The sequence below is a fragment of the Lysobacter sp. S4-A87 genome (assembly GCF_022637455.1).
Taxonomy (GTDB): domain Bacteria; phylum Pseudomonadota; class Gammaproteobacteria; order Xanthomonadales; family Xanthomonadaceae; genus Lysobacter_J.
Window position 1 is genome coordinate 2,640,137 of the sequence record NZ_CP093341.1, and the last position, 25,945, is coordinate 2,666,081.

Below are 25,945 nucleotides of genomic sequence, written 5' to 3' on the forward strand. Positions count from 1 at the left end.
CCCTGTCAGCAGGGGAGGGAGCAGGTCACTTCAGGCAGCGGCCGAAGAACTCCTCGGTCAGGCGCAGGCGATGCAGGTTGTCCGCGCCCTTGAGGCCGTGCTTCGCGCCCGGGTAGGTCATCAGCTCGAACGGCTGGCCGCGCTTCTGCAGCGCGCTCATCAGTGCGGTCGAGTTGGTGAACAGCACGTTGTCGTCGGCCATGCCGTGGATCAGCAGCAGCTTCGACTTCAGGCCGCCGATGTGCTGCAGCACGCGCGCCTCGCGGTAACCGTCGACATTGCCTGCCGGCAGGCCCATGTAGCGCTCGGTGTAGTGCGTGTCGTACAGGCCCCAGTCGGTGACCGGTGCGCCGGCGACGCCGCAGGTGTACTGGTCGGAGGCCTTGGCCAGCAGCATCAGCGTCATGTAGCCGCCGTTGGACCAGCCGTACACGCCGATGCGCTTGCCATCGACCCACGGCTGCTTCTTCAGCCACTGCACGCCCTGCAGCTGGTCGGCCACTTCGACCGTGCCCTGCTTGCCGTACAGCGCGCCACCGAAGGCCGCACCGCGTCGCGGCGTGCCGCGGTTGTCGATCGAGAACACGACGTAGCCGTGCTGCGCCAGGTACTGGTTGAAGTCCGGCGCCCAGGTGCGCTTGACCGTCTGCGAGGCCGGGCCGCCGTAGACCATCACCACCACCGGATACTGCTTGTCGGCCTGGAACCCGGCCGGCTTGAGCACGCTGTAGTGCAGCTCGGTCGTGCCGTCGGCAGCGGTCAGCGTGCCGAACTCGATCGGCTGCTGGGCGGCGGCGAACTTCGAGTACGGGTGCTGCGGATCGCTGAGCTTGTTCTCCAGCAGCGCGGCGATGCGGGTGCCGTCGTTGCGGTACAGCTCCAGTTGCGGCGGCGTGGTCGGGTTGGACCAGTTGTCGACGAACACGCTGGCGTTGGCGGCGAAGCTGGCGGCGTGCATGCCGTCGGCCTGCGACAGGCGCGCGATCGCGCCGCCGGCGAGCGGCACGCGGTAGACCTGCGCGTCGAGCGGCGAATCCTTGCCGGCGGCGAAGTAGACCTGGCCCGCGGCTTCGTCGACCGCGAGTACGCCGTCGACCGGCCAGTTACCGCTGGTCAGCGCCCGGGCGTTGCCGCCGTCGGCGTCGAGCACGTACAGGTGTTCGAATCCGCTGCGCTCGCTGTTCCACAGGATGCGACCGTCGTCGAGGAAGCGCAGGTCGTTGTGCAGCGGCACCCAGGTCTTGCTGGTCTCGGTGACCAGCACGCGCTGCTTGCCGTTGGACAGGTCGTTCTCGATCAGTTCCAGCGTGTGCTGGTCGCGCGACTGGCGCTGGAAGGTCAGGTGCTTCGGATCGCGCCAATCCACGCGTGCCAGGTAGATGTCCTGCTGCTTGCCCAGGTCGACCCACTTCGGCGCCGCACCGGCCTTCGGCGCGACGACACCGAGCTTGACCAGCACGTTGTGGTCGCCGGCAGCGGGGTAGCGCTGCTCGACCACTTCGGTGCGATCCGGGTAGACCTCGTAGCGCTTCTGCACCGGCACCGGCGTTTCGTCGATGCGTGCGAACGCAATCGCCGAGTCGTCAGGCGCCCACCAGTAACCGGTGTGGCGGTCCATTTCCTCGTCGGCGACGAACTCGGCGACGCCGTTGCCGATCGTCGCGCTACCGTCGCGGGTGAGCTGGACCTGCTTGCCGCTGGCCAGGTCGATCACCCACAGGTTGCGGTCGCGCACGAAGCTGACGAAGCCGCCCTTGGGCGACAGCTTCGGGTCGGTGGCGAAGCCTTCGCCGCTGGTGAGCTTGCGCACCGCGGCCTTGCCCGACTTGCTGAGGTCATAGACGTACAGCTCGCCGCCGAGCGGGAACAGCAGTGCCTTGCTGTCCGGCGCCCACTGGTAGTCGACGATGCCGCTGAGCGCGGCGATGCGCTGGCGCTCGCGGCGCGCCTTCTCGGCGTCGCTGAGCACTTCGTCGCCGGGCAGGATGTCGTCGGCATCGACCAGCTTCACGGTCTGGCCGCTGGCGATGTCGTAGGCCCACAGGTCGAGGCGGTTCTTGTTGCTCTCCTTGCCGCGCAGGAAGGTCACGCGGCTGCCGTCGGGCGCGATCTTCGCCTTCATCAGGCTCGGACCCGACAGCGGCGCATCACCGGCCAGCGCTTCGAGCGTCAGCTTCTGCGGTGCGGCGGGGGCGGTCTTCTGGGCTAGGGCGGGTACGCTGGCAATCGACATGGCAAGCAGGCAGGCGGCGGCGCCGCGGGCAGTGAAGTTCTTCATTTAGTTTCTGGTGTTCCAAAAAGGATCTTGTGCATTTCCGGGGTCATTTCGCGCCTGGTGTAGCGCTCGGCAATCGCGTACGCGCGCTGCACGGCCGGACGCGCGGCCACGCCTGCATGCCAGCGGCGCAGGTTCGCGAACGGTTCCAGGTCGAGCGGCGCCTTGGTGTAGGGGTTGATCCACGGGTGCGCGGCCATGTCGGCGATGCTGAAGTGGCCGGCGATGAACTCGCGGTCGGCCAGTCGCTTGTCGAGCACGCCGAGCAGGCGCAGGACCTCGCGCTTGTAGCGGTCTTTCGCGTAGGGGATGTCCTCGGGCGCATAGACGTGGAAATGGCCGTACTGGCCGGTCATCGGCCCCAGTCCGCCCATCTGCCAGTGCAGCCACTGGTTGACCTCGACGCGGCCGCGCAGGTCGTCGGCGAAGAACCTGCCGGTCTTGTTGGCCAGGTACAGCAGGATCGCGCCCGACTCGAACACGCTGATCGGCTCGCCGCCGTCCGCGGGCGCGGTATCGACGATCGCCGGCATCTTGTTGTTCGGCGAAATCTTCAGGTACTCGGGTTTGAACTGGTCGCCGGCACCGATGTCGACGGGATGGATGGTGTATTCCAGCCCCGCTTCTTCGAGGAACAGGGTGATCTTGTGGCCGTTGGGGGTCGGCCAGTAGTGCAGGTCGATCATCGGTTCACGCCCGGACGATGGGATGTCGGAGTGTAAAGCGGCGGGCGCGGTCAGGGAGCGTGCCGAACGGCCAAAAGGTGCAAGGTCCCGGTTGGCGGCGCCCGAGGCCGGCCGGTACCCTAGCCGGCCCGAAAACCAACGGCCCACGCCGCATGACGCAGACGTCCGAACGCTCCCTCAATCCCCTTCCGGCCCTGATCTTCAGCTCGCGATGGATGCAACTGCCGCTTTACCTGGGCCTGATCGTCGCCCAGGGCGTCTACGTCGTGCTGTTCATCAAGGAGCTGTGGCACCTGATGTCGCATGCGACGTCGTTCGGCGAGCAGCAGATCATGCTGGCCGTGCTGGGCCTGATCGACGTGGTGATGATCTCCAACCTGCTGGTGATGGTGATCGTCGGCGGCTACGAGACCTTCGTCTCGCGCCTGCGCCTGGAAGGGCACCCGGACCAGCCGGAGTGGCTGAGTCACGTCAACGCCAGCGTGCTCAAGGTGAAGCTGGCGATGGCGATCATCGGCATCTCCTCGATCCACCTGCTCAAGACCTTCATCGCCATCGGCGGCCTCGGTGCCGACCCGGCGATTGCCGCTGCCGCCGCAGCTGCAGCGACCGACCCCGCGACCAAGGGCATGGTCTACACCGAAGCCGGCGTGATGTGGCAGACGATCATCCACTGCACGTTCATCCTGTCGGCCATCGGCATCGCCTACACCGACAAACTGATGGCGCAGTCGGCCAAGCCGCACAAGGCGGCGCACTGACCGGAACTAGCGTTGTGCGTGCGGCCGCATGATGGCCGCACGCAGTTTCCGAGCCTCGGCCCGGTCGGAGTACACCAGTCCTCCCGCGCCGCGTTCGATCCCTAGCGCCGAATAGGCGGTTTCCAGCGAAGGAAACTCGCGTGACTGCGCGTAACGCTTGTAAGCCGGCAGGAACACCGCCGCGCCGGCAAGCTCGTCCAGCTTCGCCATGAACGCTTCGGGCGCGACCTCGCCGGTGCCGCGCAGGCAGCAGCGCGAGTACTTCGACAGCACCTGGTCCAGGCTGCTGTGGTGCTCGCGCCGCAGCGCCAGGTCCACCTCCAGCCAGAACGCCGCGCCGGCCCAGTACACCCGCATCGTTCCGCGCCGGCCGAGCCCGTCCAGCGGCATGCCGCTGTGCTCGCGCTGGCCGCGGCTGAAGCCGGCATCGAGCTCCCGCCACGCCGCCTCCGGCGCCAGCAGGCCAGCGCGGGCGCGCAGGACGTTCTGGTAGTAGCTGGCCAGGCCCTCGGCCAGCCAGCGCCCTTCGCGGCCGAGATAGGGATGGAACAGGTGCGACAGCTCGTGCACCGCGGTCCAGTCGGCGCGCAGCTGCGCCAGGTCGGCATCGCGGCGCACGAACAGCAGCACCGATACGTCGTCGCCGCGCTGGGTCTGGCCCCAGGGCACCGGGCTCTCGTCGTCGCTGTCGATCTGGGTGATGCGGACAGTGGCGTCGGCGAGCGGATAGCGACCGAAGGCGGTCAGCGTCGCCCCGGCGGCCTCGGCCAGCCAGCGCTGCAGTTCGTCGATCCGCACCGGATCGGTGGTCTCGACCACCTCGACGTGCAGCGAGTTGCCGCCGGCGCTGAGCACGCGCTGGCTCGGCGCGCTGTCACCGGCCTTCGCCGGGACCGCCGCGAGGAGTGCCAGCAACAGCAATCTGGATTGCACGGCGCGACGCTCCGGGCGGGGGAGGGGGTGACGGCCCCGGTACAATACCCGGATGGATGTCTCCCACCTGCTCGACGCGCTGAATCCAGCGCAGCGCGAGGCCGTCAGCGCCCCGCCCGGTCACTATCTGGTCCTCGCTGGCGCTGGCTCCGGCAAGACCCGCGTGCTCACCCATCGCATCGCCTGGCTCAACGAAGTCCACGGCGTGCCCACCCACGGCATCCTGGCGGTGACCTTCACCAACAAGGCCGCCGGCGAGATGCGCGCGCGCGTCGACGGGCAGCTGCGCAGCGGCGCCCGCGGCATGTGGGTCGGCACCTTCCACGGCCTGGCCCACCGCCTGCTGCGCCTGCACTGGCAGGAGGCCAAGCTGCCGGAAGGCTTCCAGGTGCTCGACTCCGACGACCAGCTGCGCCTGGTCAAGCGCGTCGTGCAGGGCCTGGAGATCGACGAGGCGCGCTTCCCGCCGCGCCAGATCGCCTGGTGGATCAACGCCCAGAAGGACGAAGGCAAGCGCCCGCAGAACATCCAGCCGGCCGGCAACGATCGCGCTTCCAATGATCCTTGGGCGGACGTGATGCTCAAGTCCTACGAGGCTTACCAGGAGCGCTGCGAGCGCGCCGGCCTGGTCGACTTCGCCGAGCTGCTGCTGCGTGCGCACGAGCTGCTGCGCGACAACCCGGCACTGCTGGCCCATTACCGCCACCGCTTCCGCGAGATCCTGGTCGACGAGTTCCAGGACACCAACGCGATCCAGTACGCCTTCGTGCGCGTGCTCGCCGGCGACAGCGGCCATGTGTTCGTGGTTGGCGACGACGACCAGTCGATCTACGGCTGGCGCGGCGCCAAGGTCGAGAACATGCAGCGCTTCCTGAAGGATTTCCCAGGGACGCAGACCATCCGCCTGGAGCAGAACTACCGTTCCAGCGCCAACATCCTGGAAGCGGCCAACGCCGTCATCGCGCACAACCCCGACCGCCTCGGCAAGAACCTGTGGACCGACAGCGGCACGGGCGAGCCGATCGACCTTTACGCCGCCTACAACGAAATGGACGAGGCGCGTTTCGCAGTCGATCGCCTGCGCCAGTGGGTGCGCGACGGCGGCAGCTTCGGCGAAGTCGCCGTGCTCTATCGCAGCAATGCGCAGTCGCGGGCATTCGAAGAAGCATTGCTGTCGGAGCAGGTGCCATACCGCGTCTATGGTGGCCAGCGCTTCTTCGAGCGCGCCGAAATCAAGGACACCCTGGCCTACCTGCGCCTGATCGCTTCACGCCTGGACGATGCCGCGTTCGAACGCGCGGTCAACACGCCCACGCGCGGCATCGGCGAGCGCACGCTCGACGAAGTGCGCCGGCGCGCGCGCACCGACGGCGTCGCGCTGTGGGAAGCGGCGCGGCGCACGGTCAGCGAGAACGGCCTGACCGCGCGTGCGCGCAATGCCATCGCCGGTTTCCTCGCCCTGATCGACGACGTCGACACCGAAGCGCAGACGATGACGCTGCCGGAGAAGATCGACCACGTCCTGATCCGTTCGGGCCTGCGCGACCACTACTTCAACGAATCGCGCGGCCAGCTCGACTCGCGCGTCGACAACCTCGACGAACTGGTTTCGGTGGCCTCGCGCTTCACCCGCACCGACGAGGAAGACGCCGCGGCGATGCCGGAGCTGGTCGCCTTCCTCAGCTACGCCGCGCTCGAGGCCGGCGAAGGCCAGGCCCAGGCCGGCGAGGAAGGCGTGCAGCTGATGACGCTGCACAGCGCCAAGGGCCTGGAGTTCCCGCTGGTGTTCCTGGCGGGCATGGAAGAAGGCGTTTTCCCGAGCGGGCGCTCGACCGAGGAATCCGGGCGGCTCGAAGAAGAGCGCCGGCTGGCCTACGTCGGCATCACCCGTGCGCGCCAGAAGCTGGTGCTGAGCTACGCCGAAACGCGCCGCATCCACGGCGCCGACATGTACGGCGTGCCGTCGCGCTTCCTGCGCGAGATCCCGCCGGCGCTGCTGCACGAAGTGCGGCCGAAGGTGCAGGTGTCGCGGCCGATGTACAACTCGCAGCCACGCCGCGACATAGGCCACGCCGCGATCGAGGCGCCGCCGATCAAGCTGGGCGCGATGGTGCGCCATCCCAGCTTCGGCACCGGCACGGTCACCGATTACGAAGGTGCCGGCGCGCACGCACGCGTGCAGGTCAACTTCGACGACGCCGGCAGCAAGTGGCTGGTGCTCGCGTACGCGAACCTTCAGCCGGCCTGAGGTCGCGGCGTGCCGTCCGGGCGCGCCGGCCGGGCGCAGCGCCGGACATCAGTGCCGGCCGGGGCCTTCGATGCGCTTGCCCCAGTCTTCGACCTCCGCGCGCTGCAGCCGCGTTTCCAGCAGCTTGCGCCAGGACGGCACCAGCGGCAGGTCCAGCGCCGGGTGCAATTGCGCCGGATCGAGCTGGCGCTCGAACAGCAGCGTGCCCAGGCGCCGCAGCGACCACTGCGGATGCGGCCGCGCCTCCAGCGCCATGGCGTCACCGGCGCGCACCGCGCCGGGCTCCAGCACGCGGTAGTACCAGCCGGTGCGGCCGGTGGCCTGCACGCGCCGCGCCAGGTCGGCGACTGCGAAGCGATCGTTGAGCTTCCAGCACGGCTGCCGGCCCTGACTGACTTCCAGCAGCGCCGTGCCGATGCGGAAGCGGTCGCCCAGACAGACCTCGTCTTCGGTCAGGCCCTGGCTGCTGAGGTTCTCACCAAATGCGCCTGCGGCCTTGAGGAGATCGAGATCGCCCAGGTCTTCGCGCCAGCGCGCGTAGTGATCGAACGGGTAGTGGTGCACCGCCTTGTCCGGGCCGCCATGGACGCGCAGGTCGCCCTGTTCGTCGCCGACCAGGCCAAGCGTTTCGATCCGGACCACGCCATCCGCCGGTCGCTTGTCGATGGCGCTGACGCTGCCGGGCCGCGTGTAGGGCCGTGCCCGGCCGAGCAGGACGGCATCGATGGAGATCGGGCGTGACGGGTCGCGCATGGGGTGAATGTACCTCCCTCAGGCCGCCACGCTCACAGGGCGTCGTGGAAGATCACCCCCAGCGTGTGTCGCCGGCCAGAATGGATGCGGCTGACGCCGTGGCGCATCCGCACGCGGTAGCTGCCGCGCGCGCCCGTGACCGGCCGCTCCCGCACCGCGAAAACCACGCCATCGCCCTGCTGCAACGGCACCACTTCGGCGCGCGACTGCATGCGCGGACGCTGCTCGGTCAGCACCAGCTCGCCGCCTTCGAAGTCGCGGTGCGGTTGCGACAGCAGCACCACCAGTTGCAACGGGAACAGGTGTTCGCCGTAGACGTCCTGGTGCAGGCAGTTGTAGTCGCCCTTGTCGTAGCGCAGCAGCAGCGGCGTCGGCCGGGTCTGGCCGGCCTCGTGGCAGCGGTCGATGAAGCGCGCATGCTCGTCGGGGTAGCGCGCGTTGATCGCCATGGCCTCGTTCCAGCGATTGGCGATTGCGACCAGATGCGGGTAGATCGCGGTTCGCAGTGCCGCCACCGTTGCCGGCAATGGATAGGAGAAGTAGCGGTACTCGCCGCGCCCGAAACCGTGCCGGGCCATCGTTACCGTGCTGCGGAAGCCGCCGGGGTGGTCGTACAGGCCTGCGATCGCGTCGCAATCGGCCTGGTCGAGCAGCGCCGGTATGCGGGCACAGCCATGGGCATCGAGTTGCGCACGGATACCGGGCCAGTCGACCCAGTCGATGCGCTGCGCCAGGCCGTCGCCGTTCCAGCGTTGTTGCAGCACCGCGTTCATGCCTGCGCCCCGAGCGCGGTCGCGCCGGCATGGAGCAGGTCGTTGTGAAGCCAGTCGTTGTGAAGCAGGTCGTTGCGGAAGGTGGGAGTTTTCATCGCGTGCCTCGTTGACGGGGACGCGAATCAATCTAGGTGGCATGCCGCCGGGCCGATATCCGGTTCTTGCAAGGCAGGCAGTTGTCGCCGGACAGGTGGCCAGCCTGGATCCCGGCATGCACCGGGATGACAGTGCAGTTACTTCAGCGCAGTTCCGAAGTGGAATGCCTCGATGCGCAGCCCTTCTCGCAGGTAGAACGCATGCGCATCCTGGCGATGGGTGCCGGAGTCCAGCTGCAGCCGGGCGCAGCCCAGGCGGCGCGCTTCGGCCTTGAGCCAGTGGAGCATGGCCTTGCCATGGCCGCGGCTGCGGGCGTTGGCGTCGGTGACCAGGTCATCGACGTAAACGTGCTTTCCGACCGCCAGCATCTCCATGACCCGCCAGCAGGCGAACGCGCGCGGCGCGCCGCCTTCGTCGAACAGCACCGTCGCCCGGCAGCCCTCGCCGATCTGGCGCTGCATCTGGGTGACGAAGCGGTCCTCGTCGAACTCGGGGCGAAGCTGCGAGACCAGCGGCCAGATCGCGCGCAGGTCGGTTTCCGCGGTGAGCGTGCGGATCTGGTGTCCGCGGTCGTGCTGTGTCGTCATCGTGCCTGGCTTACCAGCTGAAGAGTTTGTACTGCACCGGCGAGATCGGGCCCTCGCCCTTGCTGCTGTCGAGGATGCCGTCGCCGTTGCTGTCGGTCAGGTAATAGACCGGGCCGCGGGCCGGGGTGATCTTCACCACGCGCAGCTGGCCGGCGACGTGGTACTCCTCGATGACATCGCCGCCTTCGATCGTGCGCGTACGCACTTCGGCGCCCTGCAGGCCGGCGGTCGGGTCGTCGCCTGCGCCCATGGTCGCGCAGGCCGTCAGGGTCAGCGGCAGCAGCACGAGGGCGAGCAGGTGGTTGCGCATGGCGGTCTCCAGTCCGGTGGGGGTCGCAGCCCACAGGATACGCGCTCGCGCTGAAGCGGCGGTGATGGACAGGTGGCCATGTCGCCGTGCAGGCGACCCCGTAGAATCGGCCGAATGAACCAGCCCGCCCCCCGCCTCGTCCTGATCGATGGCTCCAGCTATCTGTACCGCGCCTTCCATGCGCTGCCACCGCTGACCAACGACGCGGGTGAACCGACCGGCGCATTGTTCGGCGTGGTCAACATGCTGCGGGCGACGCTGAAGGAACAGCCGACCTACGTCGCCTTCGTGGTCGACGCGCCCGGCCCGACATTCCGCGATGAGCTGTACCCGCAGTACAAGGCCAACCGCCCGCCGATGCCCGACGACCTGCGCGCCCAGGTGCAGCCGATGTGCGACATCGTCGAGGCGCTGGGCATCACCATCCTGCGCATCCCCGGCGTCGAAGCCGACGACGTGATCGGCACGCTGGCGCTGCGCGCGGCCGAGCAGGGCATCGACGTCACCATCTCCACCGGCGACAAGGATTTCGCCCAGCTGGTGCGCCCGGGCATCGCCCTGGTCAACACCATGAGCGGCAGCCGCCTGGATTCGGAGGCCACCGTGATCGACAAGTTCGGCGTGCGCCCGGACCAGATCATCGACCTGCTGGCGCTGATGGGCGACACCGTCGACAACATTCCCGGCGTCGACAAGTGCGGCCCGAAGACCGCGGCCAAGTGGCTGGGCGAGTACGGCACGCTGGATTCGGTCATCGCCCATGCCGACCAGATCAAGGGCAAGATCGGCGAGAACCTGCGCGCCGCATTGCCGCGGCTGCCGCTGAATCGCACGCTGACCACCATCCGCACCGACCTGGAACTGGAGCGCGCGCCGACCGGGCTGTCGCTGCGCGCGCCCCACGCCGACGACCTGCGCGTGATGTACGCGCGCTACGGCTTCAAGCAGGCGCTCAAGGAACTCGAAGGCGCCAGCGGCGCCAGCGATGACGGCGATGCGCGTGGCGCCGGCGTGCGCAACACCGCCGCCGGCTACGCGCGATCGGCGACGGCGGCAGAAGCACCGCATCCCGATCTCGGCATTCCGGGCGAGTACGAAACGATCCTGACCAGCGACCAGCTCGACGCATGGATCACGCGCCTGCGCGAGGCCGACGAGTTCGCCTTCGACACCGAGACCGATTCGCTCGATCCGATGCAGGCGCGCCTGGTCGGCCTGAGCTTTGCCGTGGAGGCGGGTCGTGCCGCCTACCTGCCGCTGGGCCACGACTATCCGGGCGCGCCGCCGCAACTGGACCGCACCGGAGCGCTGACTGCACTGGCGCCGCTGTTCGCCGACGCGGGCAAGAAGAAACTCGGCCAGCACGGCAAGTACGACCTGCATGTCCTGCGCCGCAACGGCATCGAGGTCGCCGGCTATGCCGATGACACGATGCTCGAAAGCTTCGTCTACAACGCCACGGCGACCCGCCACGACATGGACTCGCTGGCCAAGCGCTACCTGGGCTACGACACCATCAAGTACGAGCAGGTCGCGGGCAAGGGTGCCAAAGCGATCCCGTTCTCGCAGGTCGCGCTCGACGACGCCACGCGTTACGCCGCCGAAGACGCCGACGTGACCCTGCGCCTGCATCGCGCGCTGGCGCCGAAACTGGCGGCCGAGGCGGGGCTGGAGCGTGTCTATCGCGACATCGAGATGCCGCTGGTGCCGGTGCTGGCGCGGATCGAGGCCAACGGCGTGATGATCGACGGCGACGAACTGCGCCGGCAGTCGGCCGACCTCGGCCGGCGCATGCTGGCCGCGCAGCAGAAAGCGACCGAGATGGCCGGCCGCAGCTTCAACCTCGACTCGCCGAAGCAGCTGGGCCAGCTGCTGTTCGACGAACTCAAGCTGCCGGCCCTGGTGAAGACGCCATCGGGCGCGCCTTCGACCAACGAGGAAGCGCTGGAAGCGATCGCCGAGCAGCACGAGCTGCCGCGCGTCATCCTCGAATACCGCGGTTTGGCCAAGCTGCGCAGCACCTACACCGACAAACTGCCGGAGATGGTCAACCGCGACACCGGCCGCGTCCACACCAGTTACCACCAGGCCGGTGCGGCCACCGGACGGCTCGCATCGAGCGATCCGAACCTGCAGAACATCCCGATCCGCACCGACGACGGTCGCCGCATCCGCCAGGCATTCGTCGCGCCACCCGGTCGGCGGATCGTCGCCTGCGACTACTCGCAGATCGAGTTGCGGATCATGGCGCACCTGTCGGAGGACGCCGGCCTGTTGCGCGCGTTCGAGTCCGGCGCCGACATCCACCGTGCCACCGCCGCTGAAGTGTTCGGCAAGGCGATGGAGGACGTCAGCGGCAACGAGCGCCGCGCCGCCAAGGCGATCAACTTCGGCCTGATGTACGGCATGGGCGCATTCGGCCTGGCGCGCCAGCTCAGCATCGCCCGCGGCGAGGCGCAGGACTACATTGCGCTCTACTTCAGTCGCTACCCCGGCGTGCGCGATTTCATGGAGCGCACCCGCCAGCAGGCGCGCGAGCAGGGCTATGTCGAGACCGTGTTCGGCCGGCGCCTGTATCTGGAGAACATCCAGGCACGAAACCAGGGGCTGCGCGCAGGCGCCGAGCGCGCCGCGATCAACGCACCGATGCAGGGCACCGCGGCCGACATCATCAAGCGGGCGATGATCACCATCGATGCCTGGCTGGCCGGGCAGGGCGCCCGCGCCCTGATGGTCCTGCAGGTCCACGACGAACTGGTCTTCGAGGTGGAGGAGGGTTTCGTCGACACGTTGCTGACCGAAGTAGGCTCGCGGATGTCCGGCGCGGCCCAGCTGCGGGTTCCCCTGGTGGTCGACAGCGGGGTCGGGGCCAACTGGGACGAGGCGCACTAGGGCCCTTCCCGAACGGCTCCAGCCGACGAGCGGAGCGCCCGCGACCCCTTCCTGGCGGGATCGGGCTCCCGGCGAGTTTCATGCCATCGCATTCAGTGTTTTGCTGAACGGGAAAAGCGCTGGGGTAACCGTTTTCCCAGAATGAATCCGTCCTGAATCCAACGGATTGTTAACCCCAATCTTCACGAACCATCCATGTACGGAATGGTCATATAGGTCGCGACAGGTGCAACGCCTGTCGTAGATCTCTCCCTCCCCTGGAGTGATCCCCCGGAGCGAAGACCCCTCCCCAGGTCCCGCTCCACCAGCCCCGCCGGCCCCCCCTGCCTGCGGGGCTTTTTATTGCCTGCGCTTTTTGCGCAGGGCAAAAAAACCCCAACGTTTGCTGCGCAAACCTTGGGCCCCGCTATGTGCTTCCGATCCTTGGCGGCTGCCGCCGCGCCCCCTTACCAAGCGGGCTGATGACTCCAGATGGGTTTCGTCGCCGTCATCCCGGCGAACGCCGGGATCCATCTTGATCTTGGGCGTGGTGCACAATCGCCGCGAACCTCGCGCTGGAGCGCCGCATGTTCGAGCTGTCGATGCCGTGGTGGGAGTTCGTCTTTCGTGCGGTCGTGGTCTACGTGGTGCTGCTGGCGATGATCCGCATGTCGGGCAAGCGCACGATGGGGCAGTTCACTGCGTTCGACATGCTGCTGATCGTGCTGCTCGGCAATGCCGTGCAGAACGCGCTGCTCGGCAAGGACACGTCGATGACCGGTGGGCTGCTGCTCGCGGCCACGCTGATCATCCTCAACTGGCTGGTCGGTTTCGTCACCTCGCGCAGCAAGACCGCCGAACGCATCCTCGAGGGCGAACCGGTGGTGCTGGCGCGCAACGGCCACGTCTATCGCGACGTGCTCAGGCGCGAACTCGTCAGTCGCGACGATCTCGCCAAGGCCATGCGCGAGGCCGGATGCAGCGACATCGAGCACGTAAGGCTGGCACTGCTGGAAACCGACGGCCACATCACGATCATGTCGGCCAACCCGGAAAACGGCGACAGCAACGTCCCCTGAAACGCACCCCACCCCACGTAGCCCGGGTAAGCGCAGCGCACCCGGGACCCGTCAAGCAGGAAGCCCCGTCACACCCCGCTCAACCCACCAGTTCCCTCAGCCAGTCACGCGGCCGCAGGTAATCGGCCAGGCGCGCCTCGGCACTGCCATCTTCCGGCGTGAAGCCGTACTCCCAGCGCACCAGCGGCGGCAGGCTCATCAGGATCGATTCGGTGCGGCCGCCCGATTGCAGCCCGAACAGCGTGCCGCGGTCGAACACCAGGTTGAACTCGACATAGCGTCCGCGCCGGTACAGCTGGAACTGGCGCTCGCGATCGCCATGGGGTGTGTCGCGGCGTCGTTCGACGATCGGCATGTAGGCATCGAGGAAGCCATCGCCGACTGCGCGCATGTAGGCGAAGTCCTGGTCGGCGTCCTCATGCAGGTCGTCGAAGAACAGGCCGCCGACACCGCGCGTCTCGGCGCGGTGCTTGAGGAAGAAGTACTCGTCGCACCAGTGCTTGTGCTTGTCGTAGCGCTGCTGCCCGCCGAACGGTTCGCACAGGTCGCGCGCGGTGCGGTGCCAGTGCAGCACGTCGGCGTCGAACGGATAGAACGGCGTCAGGTCGAAGCCGCCGCCGAACCACCACGCTACCGTTTCGCCATCGCGGATGGCGCGGAAGTGGCGGACGTTGGCGTGCGTGGTCGGCAGGTACGGATTGCGCGGATGGAACACCTGCGACACGCCCACCGCGCGCCACGACGCACCGGCAAGCTCCGGTCGCGCGGCCGTGGCCGACGGCGGCAGTTTGGTTCCGGACACGTCCGAGAAGCCGATGCCGGCCTGTTCGAACACGCCGCCGTCGCGAAGGATGCGGGTGCGTCCGCCACCGCCTTCGGCGCGCTGCCAGAGGTCCTGGCTGAAGCGCGCGCTGCCGTCCACCGCTTCGACGGCCGCACAGATGCGGTCCTGCAGGCCGGTGAGGTAGTCGCGGACGGCATCGAAGCCGGGGGCTGGCTCGGTCATGTTCACAAGAAACTTGCAGGGGTGGTGCGCATGATAGCCGCCGCCTGAACCAGGGGCCGGCCCGGGACCCGTGATCGCCCACCGGCTGCAGGTTTCAAACGCCACAGCGTTGGGAGTCGTCCGTGCGCAACCATCGTCGAATTGGCCTTCTCATGGTCCTGCTGTCGCTGGCCGCGTGCTCCGGCGACAAGACTCCCGCGCCAGCGGCGACAGCGCCGGCGCCCACGCCGGCCGCTCCCGCGGCCACGCCCCCTGCTGCGGCACCGGCGGCGGCTCCCGCCTCGACATCGTTCAGCAAGGAAGAGCTCGACCAGATGGTCGCGCCGATCGCGCTGTACCCCGATCCGCTGCTGGCGCAGGTGCTGATGGCGGCGACCTATCCCGGCAACGTCGCCGATGCTGCGGCCTGGTCGAAGGCGAACCCGAACGCCAAGGGCGATGACGCGGTCAAGCAGGTCGCCTCGCAGCCGTGGGACCCGAGCGTGCAGGCGCTGGTGGCGTTCCCGCAGGCGCTGGACACGCTTGGCCAGGATCCGGCCTGGGTGCAGCGCCTGGGCGATGCGTTCCTGGCGCAACCGGACGCGGTGATGGATGCGGTGCAGCGACTGCGTCGCCAGGCGCAGGCCGCGGGCAACCTCTCATCCAACCAGTACCAGAACGTCACCGTGCAGGCCGCCGCGCCGGCTCCCGCGCCTGCGCCCGCTGCGGCGCCGTCGGACGGTGGCACCACGATCATCCAGGAAGCGCCACCGCCGGCCGAGCAGACCATCATCATCGAGCCGAGCGACCCGGAGGTCGTCTACGTCCCGTCGTACAACCCGACCGAGGTCTATGGCAGCTGGGCCTACCCGTCCTATCCGCCGGCCTACTACCCGCCGTCGCCGGGCTACTACGCCGGCAGCGCCTTGATGGCCGGCCTCGCCTTCGGCACCGGCATCGCCGTCACCAATGCGTTGTGGGGCGACTGCGACTGGGGCAGCAACGACGTCGACATCGACGTCAACCGCTACAACAACATCAACACCAACCGCACCATCAACAACAGCAACTGGCAGCACAACTCGCTCAATCGCGACGGCGTGCCGTACCGCGACAACGCCAGTCGCGAACGCTACGGCCGCCAGCTCGACGGTGCGCAGAACCGCAACCAGTTCCGTGGTGATGATCCGGGCCGTGCCGACGCGCGCAACCGTGCCCGCGATTCGATGCAGCAGCGCGGCATCGATTCCCCCGCCAGGAGCAACAGCGAGGCCCGCGCCCGCGCCCAGGCGGCAAACCGCGACGTCCAGGGGCGTGACCGTGGCCAGGGCGGGGGCCAGTCGCGCGACGCGCAGCGCCAGCGTGCCCAGTCCGCCGCACAGCAGCACGCCTCGCGCGATCGTTCGAAGCCGACAGATCTGGGTGGCAACCGGCCGAATGCCGCGCAGGACCTTGCCTCGCGCGACCGTTCACACAACGCCGATCGTGACCGTGCCCGCGCAGCGTCCGGCGGCGGCGCCGGCAACCGCAGCCAGGCCGATCGCCAGCGCGCGCAGCAGACGGCGCAGAACCGCCAGCAGCAGCGGCCGCAACAGCACCGCCAGACGCAGGGCAACAACCAGGCGCGGCAGCAGGCGCGTTCGCAGCATGCGTCACGGCAATCGCCCAATAACAACGCCTTCGCCGGCGCCCGCAACCCGCAGCAGTCGCGCTCGCAGGCCAACCGCGGCAGTGCCAGCCATGCCTCGGCACAGCGCTCGCATCAGTCGCGCGGTGGTGGCGGTGGTGGTGGTCATCAGGTTTCACGTCAATCCCGCCCGCCGCAACGCCAGGGTGGCGGCGGTCGTGGTCGCTGAGGGGGCCTATCCATGAAATCCGTCCTGCGCATGCTTCCCGTAGCGATGCTGACCCTGTTGGCCGTGCCCGCATGGGCGCAGCAGGCCTATCCCACGCCCGACGCGGCGGCCGAGGCGTTCGTTGCCGCGCTCGGCACCCAGCGCGCCGACGAGCAGAAGCTGCAGGCGCTGCTGGGCAAGGACTGGCGTGAGTACATCCCGATCGCGGGCGTCGACCGCAGCGATGTCGAGGCGTTCCTGACCGGTTACCGCGACAAGCACGTGATCCAGACCGGCAAGGACGGGCGCGCCCATCTCGCCGTCGGCAAGGACGCATGGGTGCTGCCGATCCCGCTGGCCAAGGGCAAGGACGGCTGGGCGTTCGACACGCACGCCGCCACCGAGGAGATCCGCGTGCGCCGCATCGGGCGCAACGAAGACGACACGATCGAATCGGAGCTGGCCTATCACGACGCGCAGACCGAGTACGCGCTGGTCGATCGCGATGGCGATGGCGTGCTCGAGTACGCGCAGAAGGTCCTCAGCACCGATGGCCTGCACGATGGCCTGTACTGGGCCGACGACGACAGCGGCGAAGTCAGCCCACTGGGCCCGCTGTTCGCCGACGCAGAGCCGGGCAGCGACTGGCACGGCTACCACTTCAAGATCCTCACCGCGCAGGGGCCGTCGGCACCGGGCGGCGCCTACAACTACCTGCTGGGTAAGAACATGAGCCGCGGCTTCGCGCTGATCGGCTGGCCGTCGAAGTACGGGGACACCGGCGTGATGAGCTTCATGATCAGCCACGAGGGCGAAGTGTTCGAGAAGGACCTCGGGCCCGACAGCGAGAAGCTGGCCAAGGCGATGACGAAGTTCGATCCGGACAGCAGCTGGAAGGAAGTGAAGCCGGACGCTGCGGCGGCTGCGTCGAAATGAGCCACCCTTCTCCCGCTCGCGGGAGAAGGGGTCGGCAAGCGGGAGAGGGAGCCGGGCGGGTTACTTCAACGTCCGCTCAAACAGCTCATAGATCCGACGGTACTCGTCGTACCAGCTGTCCGGATGCGTGAAGCTGTGGCGCTCCAGCGGATACGGCGCGATCTCCCACTTGTCCTTGCGCAGCTCGATCAGCTTCTGGCTGAGCATCACCGAGTCCTTGAAGAACACGTTGTCGTCGATCATGCCGTGGGCGATCAGCAGGTTGTCCTGCAGGCCGTCGGCGAACTCGATCGGTGACGAAACCTTGTACGCCTGCGGGTCGAGCTCGGGCGTGTTGAGGATGTTGCTGGTGTATTCGTGGTTGTACTGCGACCAGTCGGCCACCGGGCGCAGCGCGGCGCCGGCCTTGAACGTGCCCGGCGAGCGGAACAGCGCCATGAACGTCATGAAGCCGCCGTAGCTGCCGCCATAGATACCGGCGCGGTCCTTGTCGCCGCCCTTGTTGGCGACCAGCCAGTCCAGGCCGTCCAGGTAATCCTCGAGCTCCGGATGGCCCATCTGGCGGTAGATGGCCGTGCGCCAGTCGCGGCCGTAGCCCTCGCTGGCGCGGTAGTCCAGGTCGAGCACGATGTAACCCTGCTGCACCAGCAGGTTGTGGAACATCTGCTCGCGGAAGTAGTTCGGATAGCGGTCCGACACGTTCTGCAGGTAGCCGGCACCGTGCACGAACATCACGATCGGATACTTGCGCGACGGGTCCGGATTCTTCGGACCGTAGTACTTGCCCCAGACCACGCCGGCGCCGTGCTTGCTCGGCACCTGCACGTACTCGGGCTTGATCCACTCGCGCGCCTTGAACTCGGGCTTGCGCGTGTCGGTCAGCTGCACCAGGCCGTCACCGCCGGTGTTGACCACTGCCAGTTGCGGCGGCGTGTAGCTGTCGGAGTGACGCACCAGCACCCTGGAACCGTCCGGCGACAGCGAGAAGTCCTCGACGCCGTCGAGCGAGGTCACCTCGCGCACGTCGCCGCCATTGCGATCGACCGCGCAGACTTCGTAGTCGCCCGGCCACTTGCGGTTGCAGACGAAGTAGAAGCTGCGGCCATCGCTGGACAGCTGCGGCGCCGACACTTCCCACTTGCCCGAGGTCAACGCGCGCGACTTGCTGCCGCCGTCGTTGAGGTACAGGTGGGAGTAGCCGCTGCGCTCGGACAGGAACCACAGCGAACCGTCGGCGGTCCAGCCGAAGTCGTTGAAGCCCCAGTTGATCCATGCCGGGTCGGTGAGCCGGTCGCGCACGGCGAGCTTCGCATCGGCCGCGGGCGCAACGGTCGCAATCCAGCGGTCCTTGTTGTCGATCGCACGGATCAGCACCGCAGCCTGGCGGCCGTCGTTGCTCCAGTGGATCGCCGGGCCGGTGCCATCGCCATCGGTCTCGATGCGCACGGCGCGATCGCCCTTGAGCGGATCCTTCCTGGCCGCCTTGCGCATGGCCGCGAGCGGGTCGTCGTTGATGCCGGGCAGGGCGTCGAACTTGAGCTCGGTCGCCTTGGCCGCGTTGACATCCACCAGCCACAGCTTGTGCGCCACCGGCGCGTTGCGGCCGACGCGCACGCGCACGTCTTCGAATTCCTCGTAACCCGATTCGGTCACGTACTTGGGCATCTTGCCGGCCTTGCCGTCGTCGGCGTCCTTGGCCGAGGTGACCACCAGCAACCACTTCGCATCCGGCGACAGCGCGCTGTCGACGATCTTGACGTCGTCGCCCAGGTAGGTCGGCGCGGCGGCACGGGTCGGATCGGCCTGGCGCCACTGTTCGTTCTGGGCGCGCGCGGCGTCCTTCTGGGCGCGGTCGTTCTTGAGCGTGGCGATCATGTCGAGCTGGCGCTCACGCAGGTCGTCGGCCTTCGGCGCGGCTGCCGGATCCTTCTCGGCCTTGACGATCGCCGCCTGCGCGGTGCCCTGGCCGGCGCGCCACTGATACCAGTCGTTGCCGCTGCGGAAGACCAGGTTGCCGTCGTTGCTCCACTGCGGCGTGGCCTCGTCCTCGTTGCTGCGCGTGACCTGGGTCAGCGCGCCGTTGCGCAGGTCGCGCACGAACAGGTCGCCGTTGCGCACGAAGGCCATGCGCGTGCGCTGGGCGTCCATCACCGGGTTGGCACCATCGAGGTCGGCGCGGGCGGCGCCGTCCAGGCGCGCGGCACTGCCGCCGCCGATGCCCTGTTGCCAGGTGTCGCGGATCGTCGCGCCTTCGCGGCGCAGCTGGTACTGCACGCGCTGGCCGTCCCAGGCCCACCAGGCCTGTTCGACCGGCGGCCCGATCCAGTCCGGATCGGCCATGGTCTGGGCCAGGGTGATGGGCGTCTGGGCGTGGGCGACGGAAAGCAGCAGCGTCGACAGGGTCAGGGCGGTGGCAAGCGGCGTAAGGCGCATGTATTCGGGACCGGGCGTATGGACAAGGCGTATGGGCACAAAACCGGCGCAGCGTATCAGTCCCGGGCTTTGCTGGATCGGGTCATGCGTCATGGGCAACACCAAATTGCCCCAGGCGCGCGTGACAGCCCCTGTGACGCGGCGCACAATCATGTCCAGGAAGTCATGGAGTCACGCCGTGGACGCACTGCTCCTTTCGCGCATCCAGTTCGGCTTTGTCATCTCGTTCCACATCCTGTTCCCCGCGTTCACCATCGGCCTGGCGAGCTGGCTGGCCTTCGTCGAATGGCGCTGGCTGCGCACCCGCGACACGCTCTGGCGCGACCTGTATTTCTTCTGGACCCGGATCTTCGCCCTGTCGTTCGGCATGGGCGTGGTGTCGGGCATCGTCATGAGTTTCCAGTTCGGCACCAACTGGGCCACGCTCAGCGAGCAGGCCGGCAACATCCTCGGGCCATTGCTCAGCTATGAGGTGCTGACGGCGTTCTTCCTGGAAGCGACGTTCCTCGGCGTGATGCTGTTCGGCTGGGGTCGCGTCAACGAACGGATGCATTTCCTCGCCACCTGCATGGTCGCGCTGGGCACGCTGATCTCGACGTTCTGGATCATCTCGGCCAACAGCTGGATGCAGACGCCGACCGGTTACCGCATCGTCGATGGCGTGTTCGAGCCGGTCAGCTGGATGCAGATCGTCTTCAACCCCTCTTTCCCGCTGCGGCTGGCACACATGGTGCTGGCGGCGTTCATCACCACGTGTTTCGTGATCGGCGGCGTCGGCGCGTCCTACCTGCTGCGCGGCGTCCATGTCGAAGCCGGCAAGCGCATGCTGAAGGCGGCAGTGATATTCGCCGCGATCACCGTGCCTGCGCAGGTGATCGTCGGCGACCAGCACGGTCTGGTTGCGCTCGAGCACCAGCCGATCAAGGTCGCGGCGATGGAAGGGCACTGGGAGCACTATCCCAAGGGTGAAGGCGTGCCGCTGGTGCTGTTCGCGGTACCCAACGAGAAGGCCGAGCGCAACGACTACGAAGTCGCGATACCGAAGCTGGGCAGCGTGATCCTGACGCACACGCTCGACGGCGAAGTCACGCCGCTCAAGTCGGTGCCGGCCAGCGAACGTCCGCCGGTGAAGCCGGTGTTCTATGCGTTCCGGGTGATGGTCGGCCTGGGCACGCTGATGCTGCTGCTGGCCATGGCATCGTTGTGGATACTCTGGCGCGGGCGACTGTACGAATCGCGCATCGTGCTGCTGGGCTGGAAGACGCTGATGCTGGCCGGCTTCGTCTGCATCCTCGCTGGCTGGTACGTGGTCGAGATCGGGCGACAGCCCTATGTCGTCTATGGCCTGCTGCGCACGGCCGATGCGGTCAGCCCGATCCTCGCCGCGGCCAGCGTGATGACCTCGCTGATCATCTATGCGCTGGTGTACGCGATCGTCTTCGGCGCCGGCATCTGGTACCTGCGCAAGCAGGTGCTGCAGGGCCCGCTGCCGCACGAACCGCCACAGCACACCGAAGGCGGCGACAAGACGCCGGCGCGGCCGCTGTCGGCAGCAGTCGACAGCACAGGGGAGGGCGCGTGATGGACCTGGCGACCGTACTACCGGTGGTGTGGTTCGGCGTGATCGGTTTTGGCGTGCTGATGTATGTCGTGCTCGACGGATTCGTGCTCGGCCTGGGCATCCTCGCGCCGTTCGCGGAGGACGAGCACCAGCTCGACCACATGATGAACACCGCAGCGCCGATCTGGGACGGCAACGAGACCTGGCTGGTGCTTGGCGGTGCCGGCCTGCTGGCGGCGTTCCCCAAGGCCTACGCGGTGGTGCTGTCGGCGCTGTACCTGCCGGTGCTGTTGATGCTGATCGCGCTGGTGTTCCGCGGCGTCGCCTTCGAGTTCCGCTTCAAGGCCCATCGCAGCAAGCCGGCCTGGGGCGCGGCGTTCTCGCTGGGATCGATGCTGGCCGCGTTCGCCCAGGGCGTGATCCTGGGTGCGCTGGTCGAGGGAATGCCGCTGCAGGGCGGCAAGTACCTCGGCGGCGTCTTCGGCTGGTTCAGCCCGTTCTCGATGCTGACCGGCGTGGCGGTGGTGTTCGGCTATGCGCTGTTGGGCTCGACCTGGCTGATCCTCAAGACGGAGGGCCGCACGCAGCTGATCGCGCGCAGCCTGACCCGGCCCCTGGTGCTGGTCGTGGTCGCCTTCATGGGGCTGGTCAGCGCGTGGCTGCCGTTCCTGGACTCGCGGATCATGGCGCGCTGGTTCGACGGCCCGAACTTCTGGTGGCTGGCGCCGGTGCCGCTGCTGGCCCTGGCCAACGCCTTCGCCCTGTGGCGGGCAGTGATGCGCGAGGGCCGCGACGCGGCGCCGTTCCTGTTGACCCTGTGCTTCTTCGCGCTCGGCTTCGCCGGGCTGGTGCTGGGCATCTGGCCGAACATCGTTCCGCCCGCCCTGACCATCTGGGATGCGGCCTCGCCGCCGTCCTCGCAGGGCTTCGTGCTGGTCGGCCTGATCATCCTGCTGCCGGCGATCCTGGGCTACACCTACTGGTCCTACAGCGTGTTCAGGGGCAAGGTCGCGGCGGACGCGGGCTACCACTGAGGTTCTCGCTGGGTTCTCGCTGGGTTCTCGCCCGGGTTCGCGCCGGCACGTAACCGGCCCGGGCTCACGATCGGGCGCTCAAAACAGGGCGGACGCAGGCCAAAAACCTGAACCTTTCGTTGTGCGCGCGCGCCACAACGACAGGTATGCTGTGTCCAACATCACGTTGCGGCCGTATTTGCCGCTGCTTTCGTCCGGACCGATGCAAGCCTACGTCTACAAGAGCCTCCGCAAGGCCGACACCTACTTGTACCTCGCCAAGCGCGATGACTTCGCGCGCCTGCCCGAACCGCTGCGCACGCAACTGGGGGCGCTGCAGTTCGTCCTCGAAGTGGCGCTGACGCCGGAGCGCAAGCTCGCCCGCGAGGACGCCGTCGTGGTCCGCGAGAACCTGACCTCGCGCGGTTTCCACCTCCAGTTCCCACCCACCGTGGAAGATCCGATGACGGAGGACTGGGGAACCGATGCCTGAGCACACGCCGCTGAGACCTTCGTCTTCGACACAGTCGATGCGCCTGGGCGGCCTGCTCGCAGGTGCGGTCGGGCTGGGCCTGATCGCCGGCACCGGTGGCGTCGTGGCCGTGATCGCCGGCGTGCTGGCGCAACCGCTGGCGGCTCTGGCCGTTCGCGGCTGGCGCGACGGCGCGCTGCCGACGCGCAACGAAGCACTGCGCGAAGCCGGCGTGCTGGCACTGCTGTGGACCGCGGCCGTCGCCGTCCTGGCCGCGGTCATTGCCTGGCCGCTGTCGTCGCTGCTGCAGACCGGTTCCATCTCGTCCGTGCTCGGCCTGAGCGCCCTGGTCGGCGTTGCCCTGCTCGGGCTGTGGCGGCTGTGGCCGCTGTGGCTGGGCATGGAACGCGAGGGCGGGCCGCTGGGCGAGCACTGGCAGTCCCTGGGCGAGCTGGAGCTGAGCGCCTGGCGCGGGCTTGGCGTCGCCGCGATCGTGCTGGCGCTGTCGGCCGCCGTGCTGCTGCTGGCCTGGCCGGGCCTGCTGGTGGGCGCAGGCGCACGCTGGACCGTGGCCGTGCTGTTCGCGCTGGCTGCGCCGGTGCTGCACTACCTGCTGCAACAGGTCGACCCGGCCGATCCACTGCCCGGGTTCGCCTACGCCGATGACGACGAGGAAGAGGACGAGCCGGTCGCCCTGGTCGATGGCGAACCGCTGGCGCCCGCGCTGTATGCCGCGGCCCGCAGCGGACGGGTTGAACGCGCGCTGGAACTGATCGAGCTCGGCGCCGACGTCAATGCGCCGCCGCCGGCAGACGAGCGCGACCAGCGCAGCCTGGCGGTACTGGCCGCCGTGCTGCCGGACCTGCGCCTGCTGCGCACGCTGATCGCCCACGGCATCGACCTCAACGCCACCCATGCCGGCATGAATCCGTTGCTGGCCGCCACCCGCGACAGCTGGCACGGCCGCCCCGACGCGGTCATGACCCTGCTCGCCAACGGCGCCGACCCGCGCCGCACCGACGCCGAAGGCAACACCCCGCTGCACCACGCCGCGCGCAGTTCCGACCCGGGCGTGGCGGCGCTGCTGCGCGATGCGGCGGCCGAACTGGATCCGCTCAACCACGACGGCCTGTCGCCGCTCGGCGTTGCCTGCGCAAGCGGCAACTGGCGCCTGGCCAAGTTCCTGCTCGAGCGCGGGGCCCGTCCCGAGCCGGCCGGCGGCCAGCCGGTGCTGCTCGCCGCCGCCGGTGGCGACGAGGACGACGTCGCTGGCGTCGGCCTGCTGCTCAAGCACAAGGCGCGCGTGGATGCCCGCGATCGCCGCGGTCGCAGTGCCCTGCACGAGGCCGCATTCGCCGGCCATCTCGACATCGCTGCGGCGCTGCTCGCCGCCGGTGGCGACGCCGATGCACGCGATCTTGAAGGCCGCAGTCCGTTCCTGGAGGCCGCCCGTGGCGGCCATCTCGAGATGCTCGAGCGCCTGCTCGCGCAGCTGCCGCGCGCCGGCGCCGAGGCCGCGCGCGCACTCGACACCCGCGGCCGGAACGCGCTCGTGCTGGCCTGCATGGCCGACGCGCCGTCGCCGGCGCTGGTGCAGCGCCTGCTCGACCTGGGCGTGGATGCCGAACAGCGCGACGCCGACGGCAAGCGCGCGATCGATCGCGCCGCCGAAGCTGGGCGCTGGTCGCTGGTGGCCGCGCTCGACCGCGCCTACCCGTTGCCTTCTGCGCTCAGCGAAGACGGCGAAGACGATGCGCCGCTGCCCGACCGCGCCCCGACCGTGCTGCTGCGCGACGGCCTGCGCGACGGTCGTGCCGGCGAGCTCGGTGGCCTGGCGCAGTTGCTCAGCGCCAGCGAGCGCGGCGCGCTGCTGCATGACGAAGAGTCGGCGACCTCGGCGCAACGCGTGCACTGGCTGCTCGACCAGGGCGCCGATGCGGAAGCACGCAACGCGGCCGGCGACACGCCGGTACAGGCATTGATGGCGCGCGGCCGCGACGCCGTGCCGTCGCTGCGGGCGCTGCTGCAACGCGGTGCGTCGCCGGCAGGCGCCGGTGGCGTGGCGCGTTTCCTCGCCGCCTGCCACGGTGACGATGGCGACGACGCAAGCCTGGAACTGCTTGCGCTGGAACTGATCGAACGCGGTGCCGACCCGTTCGCACGCTCGCCGGCGGGCGACCCCGCGCTGGCGCTGGCGGTGCGCCTGGGCTGGACGCGCCTGGTCGAACGCCTGTTGGCGATCGGCATCGACCTCAACGCCCGCGACAGCCATGGCATGAGCGCCCTGCACCTGGCCGCCGCGCTGGGCCGTGACGAAATGCTCAAGCGCCTGGTGGCGCAGGGTGCTGCGCCCGACCTGCTGGCCGCCGACGGACAGACCCCGCTCGGCGTGGCCCTGGCCTCGGGCCGCCGCGACCTCGCCGACTGGCTCGACTGGCGCGGCTGGCCGCTTCCCAGGCGTCCGCTGCAGGCGCAGGACGTACCCGCCGCCGCGATCATGGGCGACGCCGACGCGGTGCGCCGCCTGCTCGACCTCGGCCTCCCGGTCGATGCGATCGACGCGCAGGGTTGCACCGCACTGCTGCGCGCGGCCGGTGGCGGCCATCGCGCCGTGGTCGACCTGCTGCTCGCGCGCGGCGCCGATCCGAAGGCCACCGCAAACTCCGGCGCGACGCCGCTGTCGGCGGCGGTCAGCATGCGCCACGCCGAGATCGTCGACCGCCTGATCGCGGCCGGCGCGCCGCTGGAGCAGCGACTGCCTGGCGAACTGACCGTGCTGATGGTCGCCTGCGCCCTCGGCCTGACTGACCTGGCCGCGCGCCTGCTTGCTGCCGGCGCCGACGTCCAGGCCTGCGATGCGCAGGGCCGACAGGCGCTGCATTGCGCGGCGATGTTCGGCTTCAATGCGCGCGAGCGTTCACGCCTGGTGGCACTGTTCGACACGCTGCTGCTGGCCGGCGTCGATGCCGATCACCCGGCCGCCGGTGCGACGCCGCTGCTGCTGTTGCTGGGCGCACGCGCCGAGCCAGGCACCGGCGCCGACGAGGATGTGCTGATTGCGGGCATGCAGCTGCTGATCGACCACGAGGCCGCGCTCGACGCCAAGGACCCGCGTGGCTTCGGCCCGCTGCACCTGGCGGCGCTGCACGGCCTGCTGCGCGTGGTCCAGTTCCTGATGCGCGCCGGTGCCGACCCGGACCTGCGCGATGCGCTCAACCGCACCCCGCGCGAGATCGCGGTGATGCGTGGCTTCATCGACATTGCCGCGGAGTTCGCACCGCCGGCATCGGGCCAGAACATGTCGATGGCGCGGTTCCTGCGCGAGCCGCGCTAGGCGC

19 protein-coding genes are annotated in these 25,945 nt (G+C 68.7%); 10 read left to right on the forward strand and 9 right to left on the reverse strand.

Features of this window, described 5'->3' with window-relative positions:
- Positions 1–25: 25 nt before the first annotated feature.
- Both MNR01_RS11855 and MNR01_RS11860 read right to left on the reverse strand, forming a co-directional pair.
- Positions 26–2,233, reverse strand: a complete 2,208-nt coding sequence (locus MNR01_RS11855; protein WP_241920606.1) for a S9 family peptidase — start codon at positions 2,231–2,233, stop codon at positions 26–28.
- 41 nt (positions 2,234–2,274) lie between these two features.
- Positions 2,275–2,961 (reverse strand): glutathione S-transferase N-terminal domain-containing protein, encoded by a 687-nt coding sequence (locus MNR01_RS11860; protein ID WP_241917998.1) that lies wholly within the window; start codon positions 2,959–2,961, stop codon positions 2,275–2,277.
- Between the two features lie 152 nt (positions 2,962–3,113).
- On the opposite strand from MNR01_RS11860, the gene MNR01_RS11865 reads away from it, so the two are divergent.
- On the forward strand, positions 3,114–3,722 hold the full coding sequence (locus tag MNR01_RS11865) for a TIGR00645 family protein (protein ID WP_241917999.1): 609 nt from the start codon (positions 3,114–3,116) through the stop codon (positions 3,720–3,722).
- Positions 3,723–3,728: 6 nt separating this feature from the next.
- Here MNR01_RS11865 and MNR01_RS11870 read toward each other — a convergent pair whose 3' ends face one another.
- A complete protein-coding gene (locus tag MNR01_RS11870) occupies positions 3,729–4,655 on the reverse strand; it encodes a hypothetical protein (protein WP_241918000.1) in 927 nt (308 codons plus the stop codon).
- 52 nt (positions 4,656–4,707) lie between these two features.
- Between MNR01_RS11870 and uvrD the strand changes: the two genes are divergently transcribed.
- Entirely contained in the window at positions 4,708–6,903 is a 2,196-nt protein-coding gene (uvrD, locus tag MNR01_RS11875; protein ID WP_241918001.1) for a DNA helicase II, read from the forward strand.
- Positions 6,904–6,951: 48 nt separating this feature from the next.
- Here uvrD and MNR01_RS11880 read toward each other — a convergent pair whose 3' ends face one another.
- The 4 genes from MNR01_RS11880 to MNR01_RS11895 all read right to left on the reverse strand — a co-directional run bounded on the left by MNR01_RS11880 (position 6,952) and on the right by MNR01_RS11895 (position 9,422).
- A complete protein-coding gene (locus MNR01_RS11880; protein WP_241918002.1) occupies positions 6,952–7,656 on the reverse strand; it encodes an MOSC domain-containing protein in 705 nt (234 codons plus the stop codon).
- 32 nt (positions 7,657–7,688) lie between these two features.
- A complete protein-coding gene (locus MNR01_RS11885) occupies positions 7,689–8,429 on the reverse strand; it encodes a 2OG-Fe(II) oxygenase (RefSeq protein WP_241918003.1) in 741 nt (246 codons plus the stop codon).
- Positions 8,430–8,662: 233 nt separating this feature from the next.
- On the reverse strand, positions 8,663–9,112 hold the full coding sequence (locus tag MNR01_RS11890) for a GNAT family N-acetyltransferase (protein ID WP_241918004.1): 450 nt from the start codon (positions 9,110–9,112) through the stop codon (positions 8,663–8,665).
- Positions 9,113–9,122: 10 nt separating this feature from the next.
- Positions 9,123–9,422, reverse strand: coding sequence for a DUF2782 domain-containing protein (locus tag MNR01_RS11895; RefSeq protein WP_241918005.1), 300 nt, complete (start codon positions 9,420–9,422; stop codon positions 9,123–9,125).
- A gap of 114 nt (positions 9,423–9,536) precedes the next feature.
- On the opposite strand from MNR01_RS11895, the gene polA reads away from it, so the two are divergent.
- Positions 9,537–12,314, forward strand: a complete 2,778-nt coding sequence (gene polA, locus MNR01_RS11900; RefSeq protein WP_241918006.1) for a DNA polymerase I — start codon at positions 9,537–9,539, stop codon at positions 12,312–12,314.
- A 566-nt stretch (positions 12,315–12,880) separates the two neighbouring features.
- Positions 12,881–13,372: a YetF domain-containing protein gene (locus MNR01_RS11905; protein WP_241918007.1), complete on the forward strand. Its 492-nt coding sequence runs from the start codon at positions 12,881–12,883 to the stop codon at positions 13,370–13,372.
- Positions 13,373–13,451: 79 nt separating this feature from the next.
- On the opposite strand, the gene hemF is transcribed toward MNR01_RS11905, so the two are convergent.
- Positions 13,452–14,378 (reverse strand): oxygen-dependent coproporphyrinogen oxidase, encoded by a 927-nt coding sequence (hemF, locus tag MNR01_RS11910; protein ID WP_241918008.1) that lies wholly within the window; start codon positions 14,376–14,378, stop codon positions 13,452–13,454.
- A 122-nt stretch (positions 14,379–14,500) separates the two neighbouring features.
- Between hemF and MNR01_RS11915 the strand changes: the two genes are divergently transcribed.
- Entirely contained in the window at positions 14,501–16,213 is a 1,713-nt protein-coding gene (locus MNR01_RS11915) for a DUF3300 domain-containing protein (protein ID WP_241918009.1), read from the forward strand.
- Between the two features lie 12 nt (positions 16,214–16,225).
- Positions 16,226–17,128 (forward strand): DUF2950 domain-containing protein, encoded by a 903-nt coding sequence (locus tag MNR01_RS11920; RefSeq protein WP_241918010.1) that lies wholly within the window; start codon positions 16,226–16,228, stop codon positions 17,126–17,128.
- 60 nt (positions 17,129–17,188) lie between these two features.
- Here MNR01_RS11920 and MNR01_RS11925 read toward each other — a convergent pair whose 3' ends face one another.
- Complete coding sequence (locus tag MNR01_RS11925) at positions 17,189–19,561, reverse strand: S9 family peptidase (protein ID WP_241918011.1); 2,373 nt, start codon at positions 19,559–19,561, stop codon at positions 17,189–17,191.
- A 178-nt stretch (positions 19,562–19,739) separates the two neighbouring features.
- Here MNR01_RS11925 and MNR01_RS11930 point away from each other — a divergent pair, with 178 nt between their 5' ends.
- From MNR01_RS11930 to MNR01_RS11945, 4 genes are all read left to right on the forward strand, one after another.
- Positions 19,740–21,143 (forward strand): cytochrome ubiquinol oxidase subunit I, encoded by a 1,404-nt coding sequence (locus MNR01_RS11930; protein WP_241918012.1) that lies wholly within the window; start codon positions 19,740–19,742, stop codon positions 21,141–21,143.
- Entirely contained in the window at positions 21,143–22,156 is a 1,014-nt protein-coding gene (gene cydB, locus MNR01_RS11935) for a cytochrome d ubiquinol oxidase subunit II (RefSeq protein WP_241918013.1), read from the forward strand. The genes MNR01_RS11930 and cydB overlap by 1 nt, the downstream gene beginning before the upstream one ends.
- A gap of 202 nt (positions 22,157–22,358) precedes the next feature.
- Positions 22,359–22,628 carry a YcgL domain-containing protein gene (locus MNR01_RS11940; protein ID WP_241918014.1) on the forward strand — a complete coding sequence of 90 codons (270 nt, stop codon included), beginning with the start codon at positions 22,359–22,361 and terminating at the stop codon, positions 22,626–22,628.
- Positions 22,629–22,665: 37 nt separating this feature from the next.
- Positions 22,666–25,941 carry an ankyrin repeat domain-containing protein gene (locus tag MNR01_RS11945; RefSeq protein ID WP_241920607.1) on the forward strand — a complete coding sequence of 1,092 codons (3,276 nt, stop codon included), beginning with the start codon at positions 22,666–22,668 and terminating at the stop codon, positions 25,939–25,941.
- The last annotated feature ends 4 nt before the right edge of the window (positions 25,942–25,945 follow it).

Coding starts and splice junctions, on each gene's coding strand:
- MNR01_RS11925 (WP_241918011.1), bottom strand. CDS start 19,561: ATGCGCCTTACGCCGCTTGCCACCGCCCTGACCCTGTCGACGCTGCTG.
- MNR01_RS11855 (WP_241920606.1), bottom strand. CDS start 2,233: ATGTCGATTGCCAGCGTACCCGCCCTAGCCCAGAAGACCGCCCCCGCC.
- hemF (WP_241918008.1), bottom strand. CDS start 14,378: ATGACCGAGCCAGCCCCCGGCTTCGATGCCGTCCGCGACTACCTCACC.
- MNR01_RS11890 (WP_241918004.1), bottom strand. CDS start 9,112: ATGACGACACAGCACGACCGCGGACACCAGATCCGCACGCTCACCGCG.
- uvrD (WP_241918001.1), top strand. CDS start 4,708: ATGGATGTCTCCCACCTGCTCGACGCGCTGAATCCAGCGCAGCGCGAG.
- MNR01_RS11945 (WP_241920607.1), top strand. CDS start 22,666: ATGCGCCTGGGCGGCCTGCTCGCAGGTGCGGTCGGGCTGGGCCTGATC.
- MNR01_RS11920 (WP_241918010.1), top strand. CDS start 16,226: ATGAAATCCGTCCTGCGCATGCTTCCCGTAGCGATGCTGACCCTGTTG.
- MNR01_RS11880 (WP_241918002.1), bottom strand. CDS start 7,656: ATGCGCGACCCGTCACGCCCGATCTCCATCGATGCCGTCCTGCTCGGC.
- MNR01_RS11940 (WP_241918014.1), top strand. CDS start 22,359: ATGCAAGCCTACGTCTACAAGAGCCTCCGCAAGGCCGACACCTACTTG.
- MNR01_RS11860 (WP_241917998.1), bottom strand. CDS start 2,961: ATGATCGACCTGCACTACTGGCCGACCCCCAACGGCCACAAGATCACC.
- MNR01_RS11865 (WP_241917999.1), top strand. CDS start 3,114: ATGACGCAGACGTCCGAACGCTCCCTCAATCCCCTTCCGGCCCTGATC.
- polA (WP_241918006.1), top strand. CDS start 9,537: ATGAACCAGCCCGCCCCCCGCCTCGTCCTGATCGATGGCTCCAGCTAT.
- MNR01_RS11895 (WP_241918005.1), bottom strand. CDS start 9,422: ATGCGCAACCACCTGCTCGCCCTCGTGCTGCTGCCGCTGACCCTGACG.
- MNR01_RS11885 (WP_241918003.1), bottom strand. CDS start 8,429: ATGAACGCGGTGCTGCAACAACGCTGGAACGGCGACGGCCTGGCGCAG.
- MNR01_RS11905 (WP_241918007.1), top strand. CDS start 12,881: ATGTTCGAGCTGTCGATGCCGTGGTGGGAGTTCGTCTTTCGTGCGGTC.
- cydB (WP_241918013.1), top strand. CDS start 21,143: ATGGACCTGGCGACCGTACTACCGGTGGTGTGGTTCGGCGTGATCGGT.